Origin of the sequence: Nitrosomonas sp. Nm33 (assembly GCF_900107265.1) — a bacterium.
Classification (GTDB): Bacteria; Pseudomonadota; Gammaproteobacteria; order Burkholderiales; family Nitrosomonadaceae; genus Nitrosomonas.
Genome location: NZ_FNPJ01000024.1, coordinates 1 through 17,329 on the forward strand (window position 1 = coordinate 1; position 17,329 = coordinate 17,329).

Here is a 17,329-nt window from a genome sequence, read left to right on the forward strand (position 1 = left end):
TCAACTGGTAAACCACAACCATCAACCGCCAAATGAATCTTTGTAGTGTTACCCGCACGGCTTTTCCCGATGGCCTGCGGCTCTTGACCTACCGCGCCCGCACTATGCTGATGCGCTTTAACGTAGCTGCCATCAATAAATTCCCACTCCCAATCTGGATCAATAATCAGTGCCTTGAAAATTCTGCTCCACTTGTTACTTAATGACCAGGCATTGAATCTCTTGTAGATGGAATTCCAGCATCCAAACACCTCAGGTAAGTCTCGCCACGGACAACCAACCCGCATTCGGTATAGCATACCTTCTACTGTCATGCGCAAATTGCGCTTGTTATAAATCGCTTCTTGACGCAGAATCTTCTCCAGCTTCGACCAGAACTCATCGTTGAGCATCAATCGGGGCATCGCAAACTCGTTTTATCGGTGGTGTGAGAACACCTCAATATTACGAGTTTGCTTCTATTTATGAAATACTTATCTCAAAACGTCAACAGACCCTAGAAGGGTATCAGTATGAGCCTGAAGGGGGTACGTCTTTTTAACGGGAAATAATGGAAAATACTGTGTGCGAGAGAATTATTTCATGGCCTGGGTTTGGACACAGATACATCTTGGCATCATAACTGCTGATTGATCAATTTCCGATAGGTGGTCGCGTGATGCTGAAGCAATAAATCAGGTTTATCCGATGAAGCAGGTGGATAAAGATTACCACCGCCACTTATCCCAAATACGGGAATCAGAGTACCACTCAATGTGTAATTCAACGAATTTACTGCCTGCTCCGGGATCTTAGCAATGCCATCGAAATAAGAAGTGTCAATATTTTTAGCTTGTTCTAAGCTATAAAGCTTGTCGACTTTATTGGCAATGTGCTCTGCGAATAAATTACGAGCCCAGAAAACAGCTTTCCCTGCTTTAGCCAATCCGTCGATCAATACACCGCTGGCGCCACGACCATGTCCTTGATTCTCACTTACTGCGTCAGCAATTGATTCCGCTATTGTTTGTTGATTGATCGGCAGTTGTGGCACAGCATCCAGATTGTTGTTTATTACAAACGCAGTTCCATGGTGTCCGGCGACGCGTGCGAAATCAAGCGCAAACTGATAATTACCGGGTTTAGGTTGTGCAAATACATAAGATTTTAAGGTAAGGCGTTTGTCTTTTAATTGATAACGATCAGTCGGATCTGTAATTGCGTAGTGCAGGTAGGCATGCACTAAAGTGCCAATAGCTGCACCTTGACTGTGCCCTGTTATAAATAACTTTGCACCCGGCGGTATTAAGCCTGAACGCAGCAAGTTAACAATACCTCGCTCATTGTCAAACAGCATCGAAAAGGCTGCATAAGCAAATCCTAAATGCACTTCCGCGCGGGGTGTAGTTGCAAATGTGATTGGCAAATTTCGGTTTTTAGGAAATTCAATACCGGAATCAGCAGGAATGGTCGTTGCCAGTACGTCATTAAGAATGCTGCGAGCTTGACCAACAGTACCGCGAATTGCCAGGGCATACTCATCACCTGCACTTTTTTGCAAAGCTATCCATGCGTTATTGAAGGGGCCAAAACCATTTTTTGTGGGATCATCCTTTTTACCCGCCCGGCTATCCTTAATAATTTTCCATTGACCAAGGTCGGGCTTAAATTCACTGTTATCAGGATGAGCATTTCTATCATCCTGATTATTAAGCTCGATACAGAATTCCAGCAATTGCTTAGCTTCATTTGTTTTGAAACCTATGGTATCAACACGATGAGTGCGTTCATCACGTAATTGCTCTTTTACGACATCTTTTTCATTTATCATAGTTGCACATCCTAATAGTAATGAGGGAGGCATAAAAAAAGATTTTACTGGTCCTGATATGATGAGCTTAATAATGCTATTTCTCATAGTCAGTTTTATCCTGATAAATCTTTGATAGATATTGTATTTATTTACCAAATAACTTCAATCAAGTTTTATATCTTCAAACAGCCACCTTAGTAGAAACCGCATATTGGGGCGATTTGCTACTTCTCAGATCGACCTCACATCAGCCAGATTAATACTTGTTGCTAATCTTTACGTAAGTTTTAGCAGACTGGAGTACCTGCAACTTCCGAATAACTACAGGTTATTTGCGGCTCCAAACTTTTTCTAGTTCCGCTACTGAACTGCTTTGGTCTTGATTAAGTATTTCCCATGCGTTACGTATGGCATCTTTTTGTTTTTTCGTAAGTGTCCAGGATAAGGGTGGAGTATAAGCTTTCTTTTCGTCTTTCAATGCAGTAGTGTATTGATCGATATTCTCATATCCTGTTTGGGTAGGTATTTCGAAGAATGGAATGTTTTTTGGAAAAGAGATTTTGAAATCGAATATGTCAATATCTTTCGCAGTCCACTTTGTTTTCAGATCGTTGACAATGTCCTCGTTCCGCTGCGCTTGTGTGGAATTACGCGCAGCTAAAACAGTCAGTAAGGGTCCAAAGAGACTCATAAGGAAGCCGACATTCTTTCGGGATGCTGTTTGTAGCGGTTCTTCATCCGGGAATGCGCGGATTTCGACGAGAAGCACACGCTCTATTTCCAATTCAACACGTTTAGGAAGCACTTGTTCATTCAACCAATCAACAGCAGAGACGATCCCGAAGTTATCGAAGAACCCACCATCAGCGACATGAAAAACTGGTGTTACCTTTGACTGACTATCGTCTTCCTCGCTATTGCGTGTTATCGGAGTGACATAAGGAAAAGTCGCTGAAAGCAAAGCTGCCGTGCTGGCATCCATATCGTGCTGAGGATAAAGGCGATTGAATTCCAGACCCTCTAAAGGCTCTGTTGCGAAGGTCATCGGACTAATCAGATAATGCCGTCCGTCTTCCACAATCGTGGCATTGAAGACTGGTACCGGCAATTTTCCCTGCTTGATAGGATCAACCCAATCGCGTAAGGTCGCATTAGGGCTCTTCATGAAGGATTTCCAATCAGTCTCGATCGCCGCCCCTCGATCGCGGGGTTGGGTGTGTAGAAATGGTAAACCAGAGAAACGCCAAAGATCGGGATACACTAAACCCCAACCAGTAGCGCCTAAGCTATCTTCAGTAGAAGCGTTGAAGATTGCATTGAGTTCAGAATCCTCGGGCGCACCCTCATTGCCGAAGCGGTCAAGGAAATGAAGCGTACCTACTGAGCCTCCTGAAACTGAGCTTATCAAGCCTATGGCTTGGGTAAAATCTTTACCCAACCGTTTTTGTAATCCAGTTAAGACCATGGAGGTCCAGCCTGCCGCCTGAATACCGCCGCCGCTTGCGCAGACAACGACCAAAGTACGCCTCCCTTGTTGGTGCGCGAGCCGTTCTTTTAATGCTCCAATAAAATCATCGGGTTTGGGCGGTTCTGTGGGTGTTGGGCGGATATCATAATAATGGTCGACTTTCCAAAGCTTGTAAGCGAGGGCAGATACAGCAAGGAAGGATAGCAAGACCGGTACGCGGTAGTAATCTAAGACGAACGTCAACAGACCGAATAGAAACGAAAATATTAGTAACAGGCCTAGCACATAAGATAGCGCAGGTAGTTGCCACCGATCCTTTTTGATTTTCGGACGATAGAGTAATAAACCAATCAGATAGAGGATAGTGCTGACAGCGAGAAAAGCACTAGCAGTTACAAGTCCTGGTGTCAGTTGGTCATCTTTTACAAGGCCCGCGCGTGCCTCACTTGGCAATATCGATATGATCATTAACAACATATCAGAAACCCAACTCACGGTTTCACCAGTACGCGCCCAGTATATGGCGCCCATGAGTAGCAGCGAAAGAATGGAGCCGATGGCTACACCAATTTTACGATCGGTATTTGACATTTCCTTGGATGCAGGACCCGATGACCAATAGGCGGCCCAAGCGGTAGGAAATGCCAGTATCAGCGCGAATAAGTAAGGCGTTAACGCATCATCCTGAAGGAGCGCCTCCAAGAGGGGGCAAGGGGAAACATTAAAGCGCGCTGCCGCATTTGTACCAATAATACCGCCGATGATAACGATACCCAGGCCAGTCGCGACAGCCCCCGGGATCACCAGTGACATACGCCATTTGTTTTTAAGAACGAACAAATTGCCAAGCATCGACGGCAGGAGATAGATACAAATTATGGGCAGCATGAAGAGCAATGCGCCGCTTATTAACGGAACACGCAAATAAAAAAGATATTGCAGCGTTTCGCCACCCCAGCGTATCAGCGAGAGCAATATCATGAATAAGATGCCTAATGTTAAATAGGTACTTTTTTTTCTATCGATGTCCATGCTTGCTTTTTCCCTTCTGCGAGATGTTATGAGCGAAATGTTGCTTATAAATGCGAATTGCATGCTAGCGCTTTAATTACTTTAAGGCTTCAAAAGCTGCTCTAGTTATTGCACTACCACTATCATTACGAGCTAATTAAGTATGTATATAAGCGGGTATAGAAGATATGGAAATTCCTTTTTTAGAATTAGAATTGTCAAAATTAATGATTACTTCTGATTGGTAACCTATATCACTTTAAAACACTTAAATTTTAATCAAATTTGATATTACTATGTCATCAAATTAGATGGATATTTAAATATATTTCGATGATATAGCTTCTAAAATAGTGAATATAATAATAGTGTAAATTATGTATTATTAAACTAAGAAAAAAGGAATCATGAAATTAATCAATATAAGAATAATATATAAAATATGCTATCAACATTATGATTAAATTTTTTAATATTATTTTTTAATTTATATATTATTAATTACATTAATTGGATTTACTAAAGAAGCGTTTTTAACTAATTACTCTCCAAAATAAATCATAAAATCTACCCAATTGGGTTACGCTGCGGCATCAAAAAATCAAACCAACTGGCGATGAAAAGTTTTGAATGCCTTAAATGGGAAAACGATCCACCAATTCTGCTTAATTAAAAGAAAGACAACAGGAGAAAAAAGCTATGAGTCGAATCAGACACCTTATGCCTATGTTGATGTTCGGGGTACTCGCGGGATGTAATGTAGAGCTTCCTGATAACCCTGTGCAGCTTAAGAATTACTGGGCTGATCAGGGATGGAGCAGCGAAGAGCGGCAATGGTTTCATCATGCTGAGCAAGGAACTAACACATTTGGTTTACCTTACGAATGGTTTAAGGCATTGGAGCAGCCAGAGCTTTCTTTTTCTGAAGTTGGATTATTTTCCGATCAAAACTATCTTGCCCGAATGGGGTTCATTCCTAGCCCAGCCTCGCTAGAAGATAAGGTACAGGCTGTCAAATACGGCTATCAAGAAAGCTCTCAAGCTAAAAAATACTCTCAATATGCAGATAAATCTTATAACGAAGCAAATCTGCCGGTAGGCTTTGCGGTAGGCGAAGAGTGGTTAGATCCGGCCACAGGGCAGCACTGGCCTATTCCTGGAACTGGTAAAAATGCGCGCAGCCTTGGTCTAACCTGTGCTGCCTGTCATACTGGTCAACTGGAATATGGGGATTACCGAATCTTGATCGATGGCGGACAAGGCATGATCAGTTTGGACAAAATCCGTGAGGCTTTGGGGTTGTCTATGGCATATACCAAATACTTACCCGGTCGCTTTGATCGTTTTGCCAAACGCGTACTGGGTGATGCCGATACTCCAGAAAACCGCAAAAAGCTTGAAAAGATGTTCAGCGATTTGTTGGACGCCGCCAAGGAACAAAGTGATCTTGAAACTGAAATGATCAAGAAGGGTGCGGCGGAGGGTTTTACTCGCCTCGATGCTTTGAATAGGATCGGCAACGAAGTATTTTCCAGTCAAATGAAAATCAAATCAAATATGTCTCCAATAGATGGGCCGGTGAGCTTTCCATTCCTTTGGAACGCTCCTTGGTTTGATTGGGTGCAATATAACAGCTCGATCATGCAACCAATGGTTCGCAATGCAGGGGAAGCGATGGGGGTGAAAGGGATGGTCAACTTATCCAATCCAGAGAAAACGATCTTTTCCTCACACATTCCAATGCAAATTTTGCATGAAATGGAAATATTATTGGCTGGTGAAAAGAATCCCCTGGAAGCAAATCAGTTTGGCGGTTTACGTTCACCAGAATGGAAAAATTTACCTTTGCCACCATTGAATGAAACTTTGGTTGTCAAAGGGCGTGAACTATATATGGGCAATCCCGACAACGGGCAGAAACCCTTGTGCGCTGGCTGTCATTTGCCCCCTATCAATTCTGACGAAATTTTCACTGCTAAATATTGGCAAGAACTAGGCGAGGGTCATAGTGAAAAATTCCTGGCGTTAAAGACTGTGCCTGTGAAAGAAATTGGCACAGATTGCAAAACGGCGTTTGGAATGGCTTATCGTACAGTAAGTACGCCAGAATTCATCCGCATTCCCAATAGTGGAACGGTAATTCCACCTTTCTCGGAAGAACAAACTCCCCATGATTGTCCTCAACCTAGTTCCTCAGGCAAGACTCCTGCGGACGGACATAAGATTACCAATTTTGGTATAGCTTTAGGCGATGTAGTTGAGGCAACTAAAAACAACTGGTACCAGGATAACAACAAAAGTAATGATGAACGAGTTGCATTGGACGGTAACCGGCCCAATGGAATTCGCGCTGTGATTGATGATGTTCCTGTTTATAAGGCTCGACCTTTAAATGGTGTTTGGTCGACGGCTCCTTTTTTGCATAATGGTTCTATACCTAATCTCTATTTACTGCTATCTACTCAGGCAGAACGTGATGCAGAGGCCTCCAAGTTTTACTTGGGTAGTCGCGAGTTTGATGCCAAGTACGTAGGATTTAAATACAGAGCTGAAGGCGGTCCGCACTTGTCCGATGTTGAGCTGCTACGTAACACAAAAGGATTGTTCTTGCTAAATACGAAGCTACCGGGTAACCGCAATACTGGGCATTTGTTTACTGATGATAAGATTGCTGGACGTATAGGACCAAAGTTAAGTGAAGAAGAGCGCTTTGCAATCATCGAGTTTTTGAAATCGCTTTAAGCATCTAACAACGAGTAAGCTGGAAACAGATTTCATTCTGTTTTTAGCTTGCCTGTCAAAGAGGCAACATTAAACTGATTTTAACAAGCGCTGGCTGCTTGATAAATTGTGATCCAGAAATCAAGAAGAGGAAGATCAACGAGATAACCAAAAGTAGCGTTTCTTTCTGTTAGTGAAGAAGTCATTGGTGGTTGAAGGTGTTATAGGCAACTGTGAAGTATTAGCAATATCAACAAGTATCTGCTTTGCATGGGGTGTTTTACTTATGTTTACTGAAAATACGCGTTTAGGGAGAAAAGGAAAAGTTATGAAAAGCAAAGTGATTTCAACAGGGGTTAAATTTTGTTGTGCCATGTTAGTATCATTCGCTGTTGCCGCTGGCGCAGAAGCAGCATGCACGAATAAAACTCTCCGGGGAGACTATGGTTCCACTTGTTTAGGAACAGTCAATAACGGTGCGGTCAATGTGGCGCTGGTTGGGAAATTCTCGTTTGATGGTAATGGCACGGGCTCCGCCGTAGATACAGCGAGCATTGCTGGTAATATATTTCGGGATCGTAATATAACATTGACTTACAATATTGAATCTTCATGCCGTGGAACGGCAACACTTACTATTGTCAACCCATCAGGTTTCAATCCTACAAATTTCGACCTGGTTTTGACTGATAAAGATGGCATCACGGGAGGACGCATCGCTACGGAGGTCCAGGCGATAGAAATTGATAGTGGCAGTTTAGTTACATGTGCGCTGACGAGAATCGAGCAGTAGTCAAAATTATCATTATGCTGAAGGATTAAGCTATGTCATTCTTATCAGAATTTAGCAGGACCGAGGTCGGACCGAAACAGGCCCAATTATTCAACATTTGGGTACGGCAACATACGCTGGAATTATTCGCCGAGCTGCGTGCGAATGAACCTAATTTTGCCGTTACTGCAAAAGGACCTATCGTAGTGACCCGGTTCCGTGATGTACAAGAAGTGTTATCACGGCCAACCGTCTTCACGGTGCGTGGTTATGCGCCCAAAATGGACCCCTCCGTCGGGCCTTACATGTTGGCGCGAGATGATACTGTACTGAACCAGCGTGATAAATCCGTTATGTGGACCATGTTGCGGCGGGAAGATTTACCTAATGTCCGTAAAATGGTAGCGGATCTGGCCGATAAAGCCATTACCGCAGGTTTGTCGCAAGGAAGATTGGAAGTGGTGTCCAATGTATCGCGCAAAGTCATCCTCCAAATGACCGGGGCGTACTCGGGATTCCCTGGCCCCGATATCGAAACCATGATGCGCTGGTCTCGAGCCACTCAAAACGATATGTTCCACAATTTTCCGCAAAACGACGAGACCGTGCATCAAGCCTCGGTACAGGCAGGAGCAGAGATGCGCGCCTATTTGCAGGAATTGATACCACAGCGTCGAGCTGAGTTGGAGAAGAATCCAGAGCTTGATGATACACTGTCACGCCTTCTGAAAACCAAATTCCCTGATATTGTTGGCTTTAACGAAGAACGTATCATCTCGAATGTCATGGGCCTGCTGGTTGGCGCGGGAGAAACCTCGTCTGCAGCAATCGTACAATCGCTGGATGTTTTGCTAGATCGCCCTAACGAATTTAATCTGGCAAAACAGGCCGCGCAGGATGGCAATGATGAATTGCTCAGTAATATTGTATGGGAAGCATTGCGCTTCAAACCACAGGCGCCATTTGTGGTCAGAATTTGTGCCGAACCCTATACTATCGCTGCGGGGAGTACACGGGCCGTGACAGTGCAACCTGGTATGGTGGTGCTGGCTTCGATTGCTTCCGCTATGCACGATGAGAATGAATTAGTGCATCCCAACGAATTCTGCACGGATCGACCAGACTATCATTACATGCACCTGGGCTATGGCCATCATCGCTGTCTCGGCGATCATATCAGTAAGGTACAGGTTCCCGAGATCATGAAACGCCTGTTGCTCCGGAAAGGTTTGCGACGTTCACCTGATGATTTGGGTAGACTGGATTTTAAAGGTGGTTCGTTTCCGGAAGCATTTTATGTCGATATGGACAGTTAGGGATTTCGTCGCATTAAGGGAAAAAAACGCATATTGCGGATGAATAGTTCTGCCATTCTTAAAAACAAGGTAGTTTATCCTGTAAATGTATAAAATGATTGTGAAAAAAACATCATGATAGCTGCTCCATCATCATCTGAACATGGTAAATCATGCGTTTCATCACGAAACCTGTTAACACATTTTTAGCCGAATAAAAAGCTTTAAAGTTAAGCATCATTTGTACGATTAGCTTTATGAGACGGTGATTCTGATCAACGATATTGTTGAGATACTTGATCTGGCATGCATGGATAAATAGGTCTCGATATTATTGATTTTCATTATTATCCGTTTAAGTAAAATTAAGGTTAGATTATTGTGTGAATGGTGGTTTTCTGGAGATGGTGGTGGAGTTGCCGATTCTTTCAGCGTTTTTCTCGCGAAGATATTGGCACAGATCATTCTCGTCCATTGTTGCATGGAAAAGGAATTTGGAAATGACTGTTCAACCAAATATGCCAACATTAGGCGATAATCGTTACCGTAACATGAATTACTGTTCAATTCTTACTGGTATCGAGAAAGCATTCTATTTTGAGATTCTGTTTGATTAACTTGAAGAAAAGATCGAGCTGCTAACATATTTTGTACAGATCAGCGATAACTTGAGTAGAAGATTTAGATTCGTTGGAAAGGAAGACAAATGTTTTCCTTCTTCTATGGTGCGCAAACATAGCATAAGTATCCCTTGAGATCTCAAAATGACGGCAGGTAAATGACACATTTCCAGATGTGGTCGCATGTTCAAATACTTTTAATTAACAAGAAATATCTCGTTGTGCTTGTAGATTAATCAGCGACTCATTAAAACAGTTCAATTTATAAAACTGTCAACCGAAGCCGTAATATTCATAGCTTAAATTTATTAATAGAAAATTTAGGCAATCAAGATATCGTACAGTGCTATCTTTTTGGTTAGTTATTAGAATGATTTATCGTTTCTTTTAATGGATTTGCTGAGTGCAGGAATGCAAAGCTCTATGAAACAATAGGCAAAGTCACGTAAATAGTGGTTCTGGAGAATCGAGATATAAGTCGTATTTTTCTCAAATAAATGTGAGCTATCCAGTTTGACGAGCAAGGAATCTCGTTCTGGTACAAATGCTACCGATGCAATAATGCCAACACCCATTCCAAGTGCGACATAGGTTTTAATCACATCGGCATCCAGGGCAGACATGGCGATATCGGGAGCTAACCCTGCTTGAGCGAATGCTTGATCGATCCGTGATCGCCCGGTAAATCCGTGGTGATAGGTGATGATCGGAAATTCTGCGATGGCTTCGAGCGTAAGGGGGTGAACCGACTGCAAGGGATGTCCTGCAGGCACAATGATAACATGGTGCCATGTGTAGTAGGGAAAAGAGATCAAATTGGTTGTATTTTCCAATGCTTCTGTTGCGATACCAATATCTGCCTGGCCGTCAAGCAGCATGGATACGATTTCACCTGGACTGGATTGGTGCAATGCCAGGTGCACCTTGGGAAATGCTTTCTTGAACTGCCGTACCACAGGTGGCAAGGCATATTGCGCCTGGGTGTGGGTTGTAGCGATAGTAAGCTGACCTTGATCGTACTGGCTAAACTGCTCAGCCAGGCGTTTGATATTTCGGGTATCCAGCAGGATACGCTCAACAATCTTGATCAGTTCCTTACCGGGCTCAGTTAACCCAGTCAAGCGCTTGCCTTTGCGAATAAATAATTCAATACCTAATTCATCTTCCAAATCCTTGATATGCTTGCTGACACCGGATTGTGAGGTAAATAAGGCATTGGCGACCTCCGTCAGATTGTAATGATGACGAACGGTTTCACTTATGATACGAAGTTGCTGAAAATTCAACCTAGATTCCTCAGTTGGGCAGGATGGAGTGTGTGATTTTGCGAGTGCAGGGCAAGGCGCAACGATGCGGAATGGTCGTTCCATTCCAAAGAGTCGCAACGCAGCCATGCGCTTGCAAAATTGCGCAATCCGTTCTGCAGCGGAAACACCCAGAGGGTGAAAATGAAATATGTAGGAAAAATTATTATATTCATAATGTTAACATCAGAACGAGCGATCAACTGAGGAATCTAGGTTCAATGTTCGATCCCTTTGTTAATATTGAATTGCGCTATATCAATGCAGCTGATGGGGGAACAAATCAAGGCGGCGCGGTTTGATAAAAACCTGATCACCCTTTACTAACTGCAAGTCGCGAAATCGCTCCTTGCTGATTTCAACTTGAATGAGACTCTTATTTTGATTGTCTTGGTGCGCCAATTCCAGTCTGACAACCGGACCCACTGAGAGAATATGAACGACATGCGCTGACAGTGCCGATTCGCCATTAATGGCGCGGTCGACTTCGATATCGTGCGGCCGCACATAAGCAACCGCAGCTAGATTTTCAGCCTCAGCATGTTCAGGGGCATCGATTGCAACATCGCCAATCCAGGCACGGCCTTGATGTACCCGACCATGGAATAGGTTAACATGTCCCAGAAACTCATACACAAACGGATTGGCCGGACGCTCATAGACTTCATCGGGTGTGCCGACCTGTTCAATCCGCCCTTCGTTCATAACTACCACTCGATCAGATACTTCCAGTGCTTCTTCTTGATCATGGGTGACAAAAATACTGGTAATATGCATGTCATCATGCAGTCTTCTTAGCCAAGTGCGCAATTCCTTGCGCACTTTGGCATCGAGTGCGCCGAAAGGTTCATCCAATAGCAATACTTTGGGTTCTACCGCCAAAGCGCGTGCCAAAGCAATTCGTTGGCGTTGCCCGCCGGAGAGCTGGTGGGGATAGCGGTTTGCCAGCCAGTCGAGTTGCACGAGTTTCAGCAGATTGGTGACGCGTTCATGGATTTCCTGATCTTTCAGACGATTCTGTCTGGGGCGAACACGTAATCCAAACGCGACATTCTCAAAAATTGTCATGTTGCGGAATAGCGCATAATGCTGGAAAACAAAGCCCACCTGCCGATCTCGGATATGTTGGCTGGTGGCGTCTTCATTATTAAACAGCACTTGACCTGAATCGGCTGTTTCCAGTCCGGCAATGACGCGCAGCAAAGTAGTTTTGCCAGATCCTGAAGGTCCCAGTAACGCAAGGAGTTCGCCTGAATGAATTTTCAGGTTGATGTCGCGTAATGCAGCAAATGTGCCGAATTGCTTGGAGAGGTGACGTATTTCAATGCTCATGAATTAATTTTCCTTTTTGATGGGTTCTTTTTGATGGCTTACTTTTGACTCTAAGAAAGTTTTGATGGCAAGTGTGATCAGGGCGAGTAATGCCAGCAGGGATGCGACTGCAAAGGCTGCGGCATAGTTGTATTCGTTATAGAGAATCTCAACGTGCAGCGGCAAGGTGTTGGTGCTGCCGCGTATATGCCCCGACACCACTGAAACCGCGCCGAACTCACCCATGGCGCGTGCATTGCATAGAATGATGCCGTACAACAGACCCCACTTGATGTTGGGAAGAGTAATGCGCCAGAACGTCTGCCAGCCATTTGCACCCAATGCCACAGCTGCTTCCTCTTCTTCGGTTCCCTGTGCCTGCATGAGTGGGATCAATTCGCGCGCAATGAAGGGCACTGTCACAAAAATTGTTGCCAATACTATGCCGGGTACTGCAAAGATGATTTTGAGGTCATGCTCGGCTAACCATGGCCCTAACCACCCCTGTAAACCGAAAAGCAGTACATAGATTAGACCGGCAATGACGGGAGAGACCGAGATGGGCAGATCAATGAGCGTGATCAGGATGTTCTTGCCGCGAAATTCAAATTTAGCGATAGCCCAGGCCGCCGCGATGCCAAATACCAGATTAAGTGGCACAGCAATGGCGGTCGCAGTCAGCGTCAGCTTGATGGCTGCAACTGCATCTGGGTCTGTGATCGCGGCAAAATAAACATCCACGCCTTTTTTGAGTGCTTCATAGAACACTGAAACCAAGGGTATGAAGAGGAATAATGTCAGAAACGCAAGCGCCAATCCGATCAGCGCCCAGCGGACCCACACCGGTTCCTGGGTAAGGGCCGCTCTCTGTACTTTGCTAGGATAGGAGATAGTTATCGTGGTCATAGGAGAATTCTCACGCTCATGCGTTGCGGCGGCGACTCCACCATTGCAACAGGTTGATAATGAGTAACAGAATGAAAGAGATGGTCAGCATGACGACAGCAATGGCAGTGGCGCCAGCGAAGTCATACTGCTCGAGCTTGGTAATAATCAATAACGGGGTAATTTCCGAAATCATCGGCATATTGCCCGCGATGAATATGACGGAACCATACTCTCCGATGGCACGCGCAAACGCCAGTGCAAAACCCGTCAGGAGGGCAGGAAAAATCGTTGGAAAAATGATCCGCAAGAAAGTCTGCAACTGACTCGCACCGAGCATGGCGGCCGCTTCTTCCAGTTCTGTTTCGATATCTTCCAGCACGGGCTGCACTGTGCGGACCACGAATGGCAAGCCAATGAAAGTCAGTGCCACATAGACACCAATAGGGGTAAAGGCAACTTTGATCCCGAGCGGTTCGAGTAACTGACCGATCCAGCCGTTGCCAGCATAAAGGGCTGTAAGGGCGATTCCCGCCACGGCAGTAGGCAGGGCAAACGGTAGATCTATCAGGGCATCGACTATCCTTTTGCCAGGAAAATGATAACGAACCAACACCCAGGCTACCAGCAGTCCGAATACCGCGTTAGTGAGTGCGGCGGCAAACGAAGCACCAAAGGTCAGCCGGTACGAGGCTAACACGCGCGGTGACGTTGCTGTCGCCCAGAATTCCGACCAAGTCAGTTCGGCAGTTCGAATGAATACCGCCGAAAGTGGGATCAGTACGATCAGACTTAGATAAAGAATTGTAAAACCCAGCGCGAGATTAAATCCTGGTAATACGCTATGCTGTTTGAATGTACTCACTTTATAATTCCTATTAGAAGATTCAAATTTTCCTGCCTACTTCGGGTGTTTGTGCCAAATCCGGATATAAGATTTCTTGGATTGATCGGGACGAAATCGTGTGAATGGCTCGTGCTGGTTCACTGAGAAAATTACCTTGGAGATAACTAGCGCCAAGACGTTTGGCAGCCGTTAACTGTTCGAATGTTCCAATATCCCATACCAGAGCCTTGGCACCAAAATGGTGAACAGTTCTGATGATGTCATTGATTACATGGTGATATAACAGATAGGATGCTTTGATCCGTACGATATCCGGATATAAGCTACCTAGCTCTGACATCCAAGCGCTACTTGAACCCTTATAATAAGTGGCTGCAATTTGATAGCCGTGTGAGTGATAGTTGTTAATCACTTTCTGCAGTAATTCCCAGTCATCATTAATGATGGAGGGAATCTCAATCGTAACTCGGGAGGTTCTTATGCCTATCAGGTTAAGAAAATCTTCAAACGCACGACCGTGATCGACCTTAACACTTTCCAGAAGTCGCGGGTGTACGCCTACAAATAATTTTTTATCTGTACTGGTGGCTTTATTGAAATAATTGAGTGCGTGTACTGCCCGGCATAAGCGATCCAGATTAACCAATTGTTCATCACTTGTTGCTTGAGCAAAAATTTGCCAGGGTGAGAGCGAAATTTCTCCATTCGACTCCGAATGGATATGGGCAGCGTGCCCTATAGTCTTGTTTTGAGCAACATCGATAATAGGTTGGAAAGCACTGGTTAGCTTGCAACGATAGAATTGCCCACTTATCCAACCATCTTCGGCACGTTCCAGAGAGTAGTCTGTAGCCGATTGGATTAACTCAAATTCATCTTTAACTACAAAAGTTTTGGAAGTGGAGGTATTCATGGAAAAACTCCTGTTAAATGAGGCATCAATATGTGTTGCTGCAGGAGATGTTTTTGATGAGAGTGAGCATTTCAGTTCCTGTTTTTAGATTGTCTGCATGATTTTATTCATGTGTCTTGATCAACCTGATTTTTCAAATAGCTCACCAAAATCAAAAAGCTTTATTGCCACGTAAATTTCAGCCATGAGATGCAGTGGGTGCGATGGTTGCAACTGTTAACGAAGCACAACAATAGAGTGATCCCCAGAAAGCCAGCATCAGATTTAAGCCTGATAAAACATTATCTTGATTTAATGTATCCATCTTTTAGCCCGTTGAGAGTTCTTTTGTAAAAATAATCTGATGCCAAATCTTCTTTATTTTCTTTAATGAGCTGCGGTGAAATCGTATAAATGTCGCGCGTGGGTTTGCTGAGAAAATTGCCTTGTAGATAATCAACCCCTGCATGGAGAGCCTCGGTAGCTTGATCGGCTGTTTCAATATCGTATACAAGAACAGTTGTGTTAAAACGATGGATTGTTTTTATCAGAGGAGCTGCTGCGTTGTGCCGTAACAGATCTCGTATTTGAATACGCATGATATCTGGGTAGAGACCACCAAGCTCCATCATGAGTTCTAACATCCAATCATTACTTTCGCTGCTAAAAGTAGTTGCAATCTGATAACCGCGAGAGCGATAGTTCTGGATGACTTTCCTGAGGGATTTCCAATCGTGACTGGTTTCACGCGGAAGTTCGATGACTACGCGCGAGGTGGGTACCTCAATCAGGTTCAGTACGTGCTCAAATGCTTGGCCATGATCATCTTTGACACTTTCCAGCAGTCGTGGCTGCACATGGACAAACAATTTGTTATTCTGATCGGACGTACGGTTGAAATAATTAAGGGCATGGATTATCCGGCATAAACGATCCAGCTTGGCAAGTTGGTTTTCTTCCGAAGAAAGAGCAAAAGTATTCCATGGAGCGGAAGTAGCTTGTTCATTTAACTCAGAACGAGTATAAGCTGCATGACCTATAGTTTTGTTTTCGGTTGTGTCAAAAATAGGCTGAAAAACACTGGAAAGCTGGCAATTATAAAAAAATCCTGTAACCCAGTCTCCTTCGGAGTATTGTACCGGATAGTCGGTAGCTTTCAGGATACGATCTAGTTTGCGTGACAATCCTTCTGTGTCAGCAAAGATACCAATGGTTGATATATACATAAAAAACTCCTATTAAATAAGGTATTGGGCTCACACTATGACAATCAATCTTTCTGTGTACCCTTGTACAATCGCCTGACGTTTAAGCGATTCGATATGATCGCCGCCTACAATTAATACGCTCATGTTATTTCCTTAAAATACGTTCAAATTGGGAGTGCTGCTTGCACAACACTCCTTGCATGGTTATTTCAGATAAATTTGATCAAATGTACCGCCGTCATCAAAGTGGGTTTTTTGCGCATTTTTCCAACTACCGAATGCGTCATCGATTTTGAACAGCTTGATGGCCGGGAACTGCTTGGCATACTTTGCAGCGATCTTTTCATTTATTGGCCGGTAGAAATGTTTGGCAGCAATTTCCTGGCCTTCATCCGAATAGAGGTGCTGGAGATAAGCTTCAGCGATCTTGCGCGTACCTTTCTTGTCAACAACTTTGTCGACCAGGGCAACAGTAGGTTCTGCAAGGATACTGAGTGAGGGTACGATGATTTCAAATTTATCCTGGCCATATTCCTTGAGTGCCAGGAACGCTTCGTTTTCCCAGGAAATGAGCACATCGCCGATACCGCGTTCGATGAATGTAGTGGCTGAACCCCGTGCGCCAGAATCCAGTACCGGCACATTTTTAAAGATATCCGTGACAAATTCTTTAGCTTTAGCTTCGCCAAAATTCTGTTTGCCGTATTCCCACGCAGCGAGATAATTCCAGCGCGCACCCCCAGATGTTTTAGGGTTAGGGGTGATCACTGCAATACCTGGTCTGGCAAGATCATTCCAATCTTTGATGCTTTTTGGATTTCCCTTGCGTACCAGAAAAATGATGGTTGAGGTATAAGGTGAGCTGTTATGGGTCAAACGAGTTTGCCAATTGTCTGGCAGAAGCTTGCCATGTGCTGCTATTGCATCGATATCTCCTGCCAATGCGAGGGTGACTACATCCGCATCCAGCCCATCAATCACAGAGCGCGCTTGTTTGCCGGAGCCTCCATGCGATTGCCGGACAGTGACTTTCTCACCGGTCTGTGCCTGCCAGTATTTACTGAATGCGGGATTGAATTCCTGATAAAGCTCGCGGGTTGGATCGTAGGAAACATTCAATAAAGCTTTGTCTGCAGATACGTTACTTCCAATCAGTAAGCTTGCTGCCAGCAGGGTAATTTTTGACCATTTGTTTGCTTTCAT

Annotated in this window: 14 protein-coding genes and 1 pseudogene; 4 read left to right on the top strand and 11 right to left on the bottom strand. The window is 44.3% G+C overall.

Annotation, left to right across the window (positions count from 1 at the left end; all coding sequences use genetic code 11):
* The 3 genes from BLV54_RS06835 to BLV54_RS06845 form a co-directional block, all read right to left on the bottom strand.
* A partial coding sequence (locus tag BLV54_RS06835; protein WP_143032426.1) for an IS5 family transposase occupies window positions 1-404 on the bottom strand: 404 nt, incomplete at its 3' end.
* 212 nt (window positions 405-616) lie between these two features.
* Entirely contained in the window at window positions 617-1,810 is a 1,194-nt protein-coding gene (locus tag BLV54_RS06840; protein ID WP_176969700.1) for a lipase family protein, read from the bottom strand.
* Window positions 1,811-2,120: 310 nt separating this feature from the next.
* Window positions 2,121-4,292 carry a patatin-like phospholipase family protein gene (locus BLV54_RS06845; protein ID WP_090569670.1) on the bottom strand — a complete coding sequence of 724 codons (2,172 nt, stop codon included), beginning with the start codon at window positions 4,290-4,292 and terminating at the stop codon, window positions 2,121-2,123.
* Between the two features lie 678 nt (window positions 4,293-4,970).
* On the opposite strand from BLV54_RS06845, the gene BLV54_RS06850 reads away from it, so the two are divergent.
* From BLV54_RS06850 to BLV54_RS06860, 3 genes are all read left to right on the top strand, one after another.
* Entirely contained in the window at window positions 4,971-7,013 is a 2,043-nt protein-coding gene (locus tag BLV54_RS06850; RefSeq protein ID WP_143032440.1) for a di-heme-cytochrome C peroxidase, read from the top strand.
* Between the two features lie 307 nt (window positions 7,014-7,320).
* Window positions 7,321-7,785, top strand: coding sequence for a hypothetical protein (locus BLV54_RS06855; protein WP_090569676.1), 465 nt, complete (start codon window positions 7,321-7,323; stop codon window positions 7,783-7,785).
* Window positions 7,786-7,817: 32 nt separating this feature from the next.
* Complete coding sequence (locus BLV54_RS06860; protein ID WP_090569679.1) at window positions 7,818-9,080, top strand: cytochrome P450; 1,263 nt, start codon at window positions 7,818-7,820, stop codon at window positions 9,078-9,080.
* Between the two features lie 186 nt (window positions 9,081-9,266).
* Here the strand turns inward: BLV54_RS06860 and BLV54_RS17230 are convergent.
* A pseudogene (locus BLV54_RS17230) lies at window positions 9,267-9,366 on the bottom strand (IS6 family transposase); the annotation flags it as partial.
* Between the two features lie 678 nt (window positions 9,367-10,044).
* Window positions 10,045-10,965, bottom strand: a complete 921-nt coding sequence (locus tag BLV54_RS06870; RefSeq protein ID WP_090569734.1) for a CysB family HTH-type transcriptional regulator — start codon at window positions 10,963-10,965, stop codon at window positions 10,045-10,047.
* Window positions 10,966-10,993: 28 nt separating this feature from the next.
* Between BLV54_RS06870 and BLV54_RS16770 the strand changes: the two genes are divergently transcribed.
* A complete protein-coding gene (locus BLV54_RS16770; protein WP_256329232.1) occupies window positions 10,994-11,125 on the top strand; it encodes a hypothetical protein in 132 nt (43 codons plus the stop codon).
* A 116-nt stretch (window positions 11,126-11,241) separates the two neighbouring features.
* Here the strand turns inward: BLV54_RS16770 and BLV54_RS06875 are convergent, their stop codons facing one another.
* From BLV54_RS06875 to BLV54_RS06900, 6 genes are all read right to left on the bottom strand, one after another.
* Window positions 11,242-12,315 carry a sulfate/molybdate ABC transporter ATP-binding protein gene (locus BLV54_RS06875; RefSeq protein ID WP_090569684.1) on the bottom strand — a complete coding sequence of 358 codons (1,074 nt, stop codon included), beginning with the start codon at window positions 12,313-12,315 and terminating at the stop codon, window positions 11,242-11,244.
* A gap of 3 nt (window positions 12,316-12,318) precedes the next feature.
* Window positions 12,319-13,200 (bottom strand): sulfate ABC transporter permease subunit CysW, encoded by an 882-nt coding sequence (gene cysW, locus BLV54_RS06880; protein WP_090569687.1) that lies wholly within the window; start codon window positions 13,198-13,200, stop codon window positions 12,319-12,321.
* A 16-nt stretch (window positions 13,201-13,216) separates the two neighbouring features.
* Window positions 13,217-14,044, bottom strand: a complete 828-nt coding sequence (gene cysT, locus BLV54_RS06885; RefSeq protein ID WP_090569690.1) for a sulfate ABC transporter permease subunit CysT — start codon at window positions 14,042-14,044, stop codon at window positions 13,217-13,219.
* A gap of 22 nt (window positions 14,045-14,066) precedes the next feature.
* Entirely contained in the window at window positions 14,067-14,939 is an 873-nt protein-coding gene (locus BLV54_RS06890) for an EAL domain-containing protein (protein WP_090569693.1), read from the bottom strand.
* Between the two features lie 281 nt (window positions 14,940-15,220).
* Window positions 15,221-16,144, bottom strand: coding sequence for an EAL domain-containing protein (locus BLV54_RS06895; RefSeq protein WP_090569696.1), 924 nt, complete (start codon window positions 16,142-16,144; stop codon window positions 15,221-15,223).
* A gap of 186 nt (window positions 16,145-16,330) precedes the next feature.
* Window positions 16,331-17,329, bottom strand: coding sequence for a sulfate ABC transporter substrate-binding protein (locus tag BLV54_RS06900; protein ID WP_090569699.1), 999 nt, complete (start codon window positions 17,327-17,329; stop codon window positions 16,331-16,333).

Excerpts from the sequence above, each read along its gene's own strand:
- BLV54_RS06860 (WP_090569679.1), top strand. The coding sequence starts at position 7,818 with ATGTCATTCTTATCAGAATTTAGCAGGACCGAGGTCGGACCGAAACAG.
- BLV54_RS06900 (WP_090569699.1), bottom strand. The coding sequence starts at position 17,329 with ATGAAAGCAAACAAATGGTCAAAAATTACCCTGCTGGCAGCAAGCTTA.
- BLV54_RS06855 (WP_090569676.1), top strand. The coding sequence starts at position 7,321 with ATGAAAAGCAAAGTGATTTCAACAGGGGTTAAATTTTGTTGTGCCATG.
- BLV54_RS06845 (WP_090569670.1), bottom strand. The coding sequence starts at position 4,292 with ATGGACATCGATAGAAAAAAAAGTACCTATTTAACATTAGGCATCTTA.
- BLV54_RS06895 (WP_090569696.1), bottom strand. The coding sequence starts at position 16,144 with ATGTATATATCAACCATTGGTATCTTTGCTGACACAGAAGGATTGTCA.
- cysW (WP_090569687.1), bottom strand. The coding sequence starts at position 13,200 with ATGACCACGATAACTATCTCCTATCCTAGCAAAGTACAGAGAGCGGCC.
- BLV54_RS06850 (WP_143032440.1), top strand. The coding sequence starts at position 4,971 with ATGAGTCGAATCAGACACCTTATGCCTATGTTGATGTTCGGGGTACTC.
- BLV54_RS06875 (WP_090569684.1), bottom strand. The coding sequence starts at position 12,315 with ATGAGCATTGAAATACGTCACCTCTCCAAGCAATTCGGCACATTTGCT.
- BLV54_RS06890 (WP_090569693.1), bottom strand. The coding sequence starts at position 14,939 with ATGAATACCTCCACTTCCAAAACTTTTGTAGTTAAAGATGAATTTGAG.
- BLV54_RS06840 (WP_176969700.1), bottom strand. The coding sequence starts at position 1,810 with ATGATAAATGAAAAAGATGTCGTAAAAGAGCAATTACGTGATGAACGC.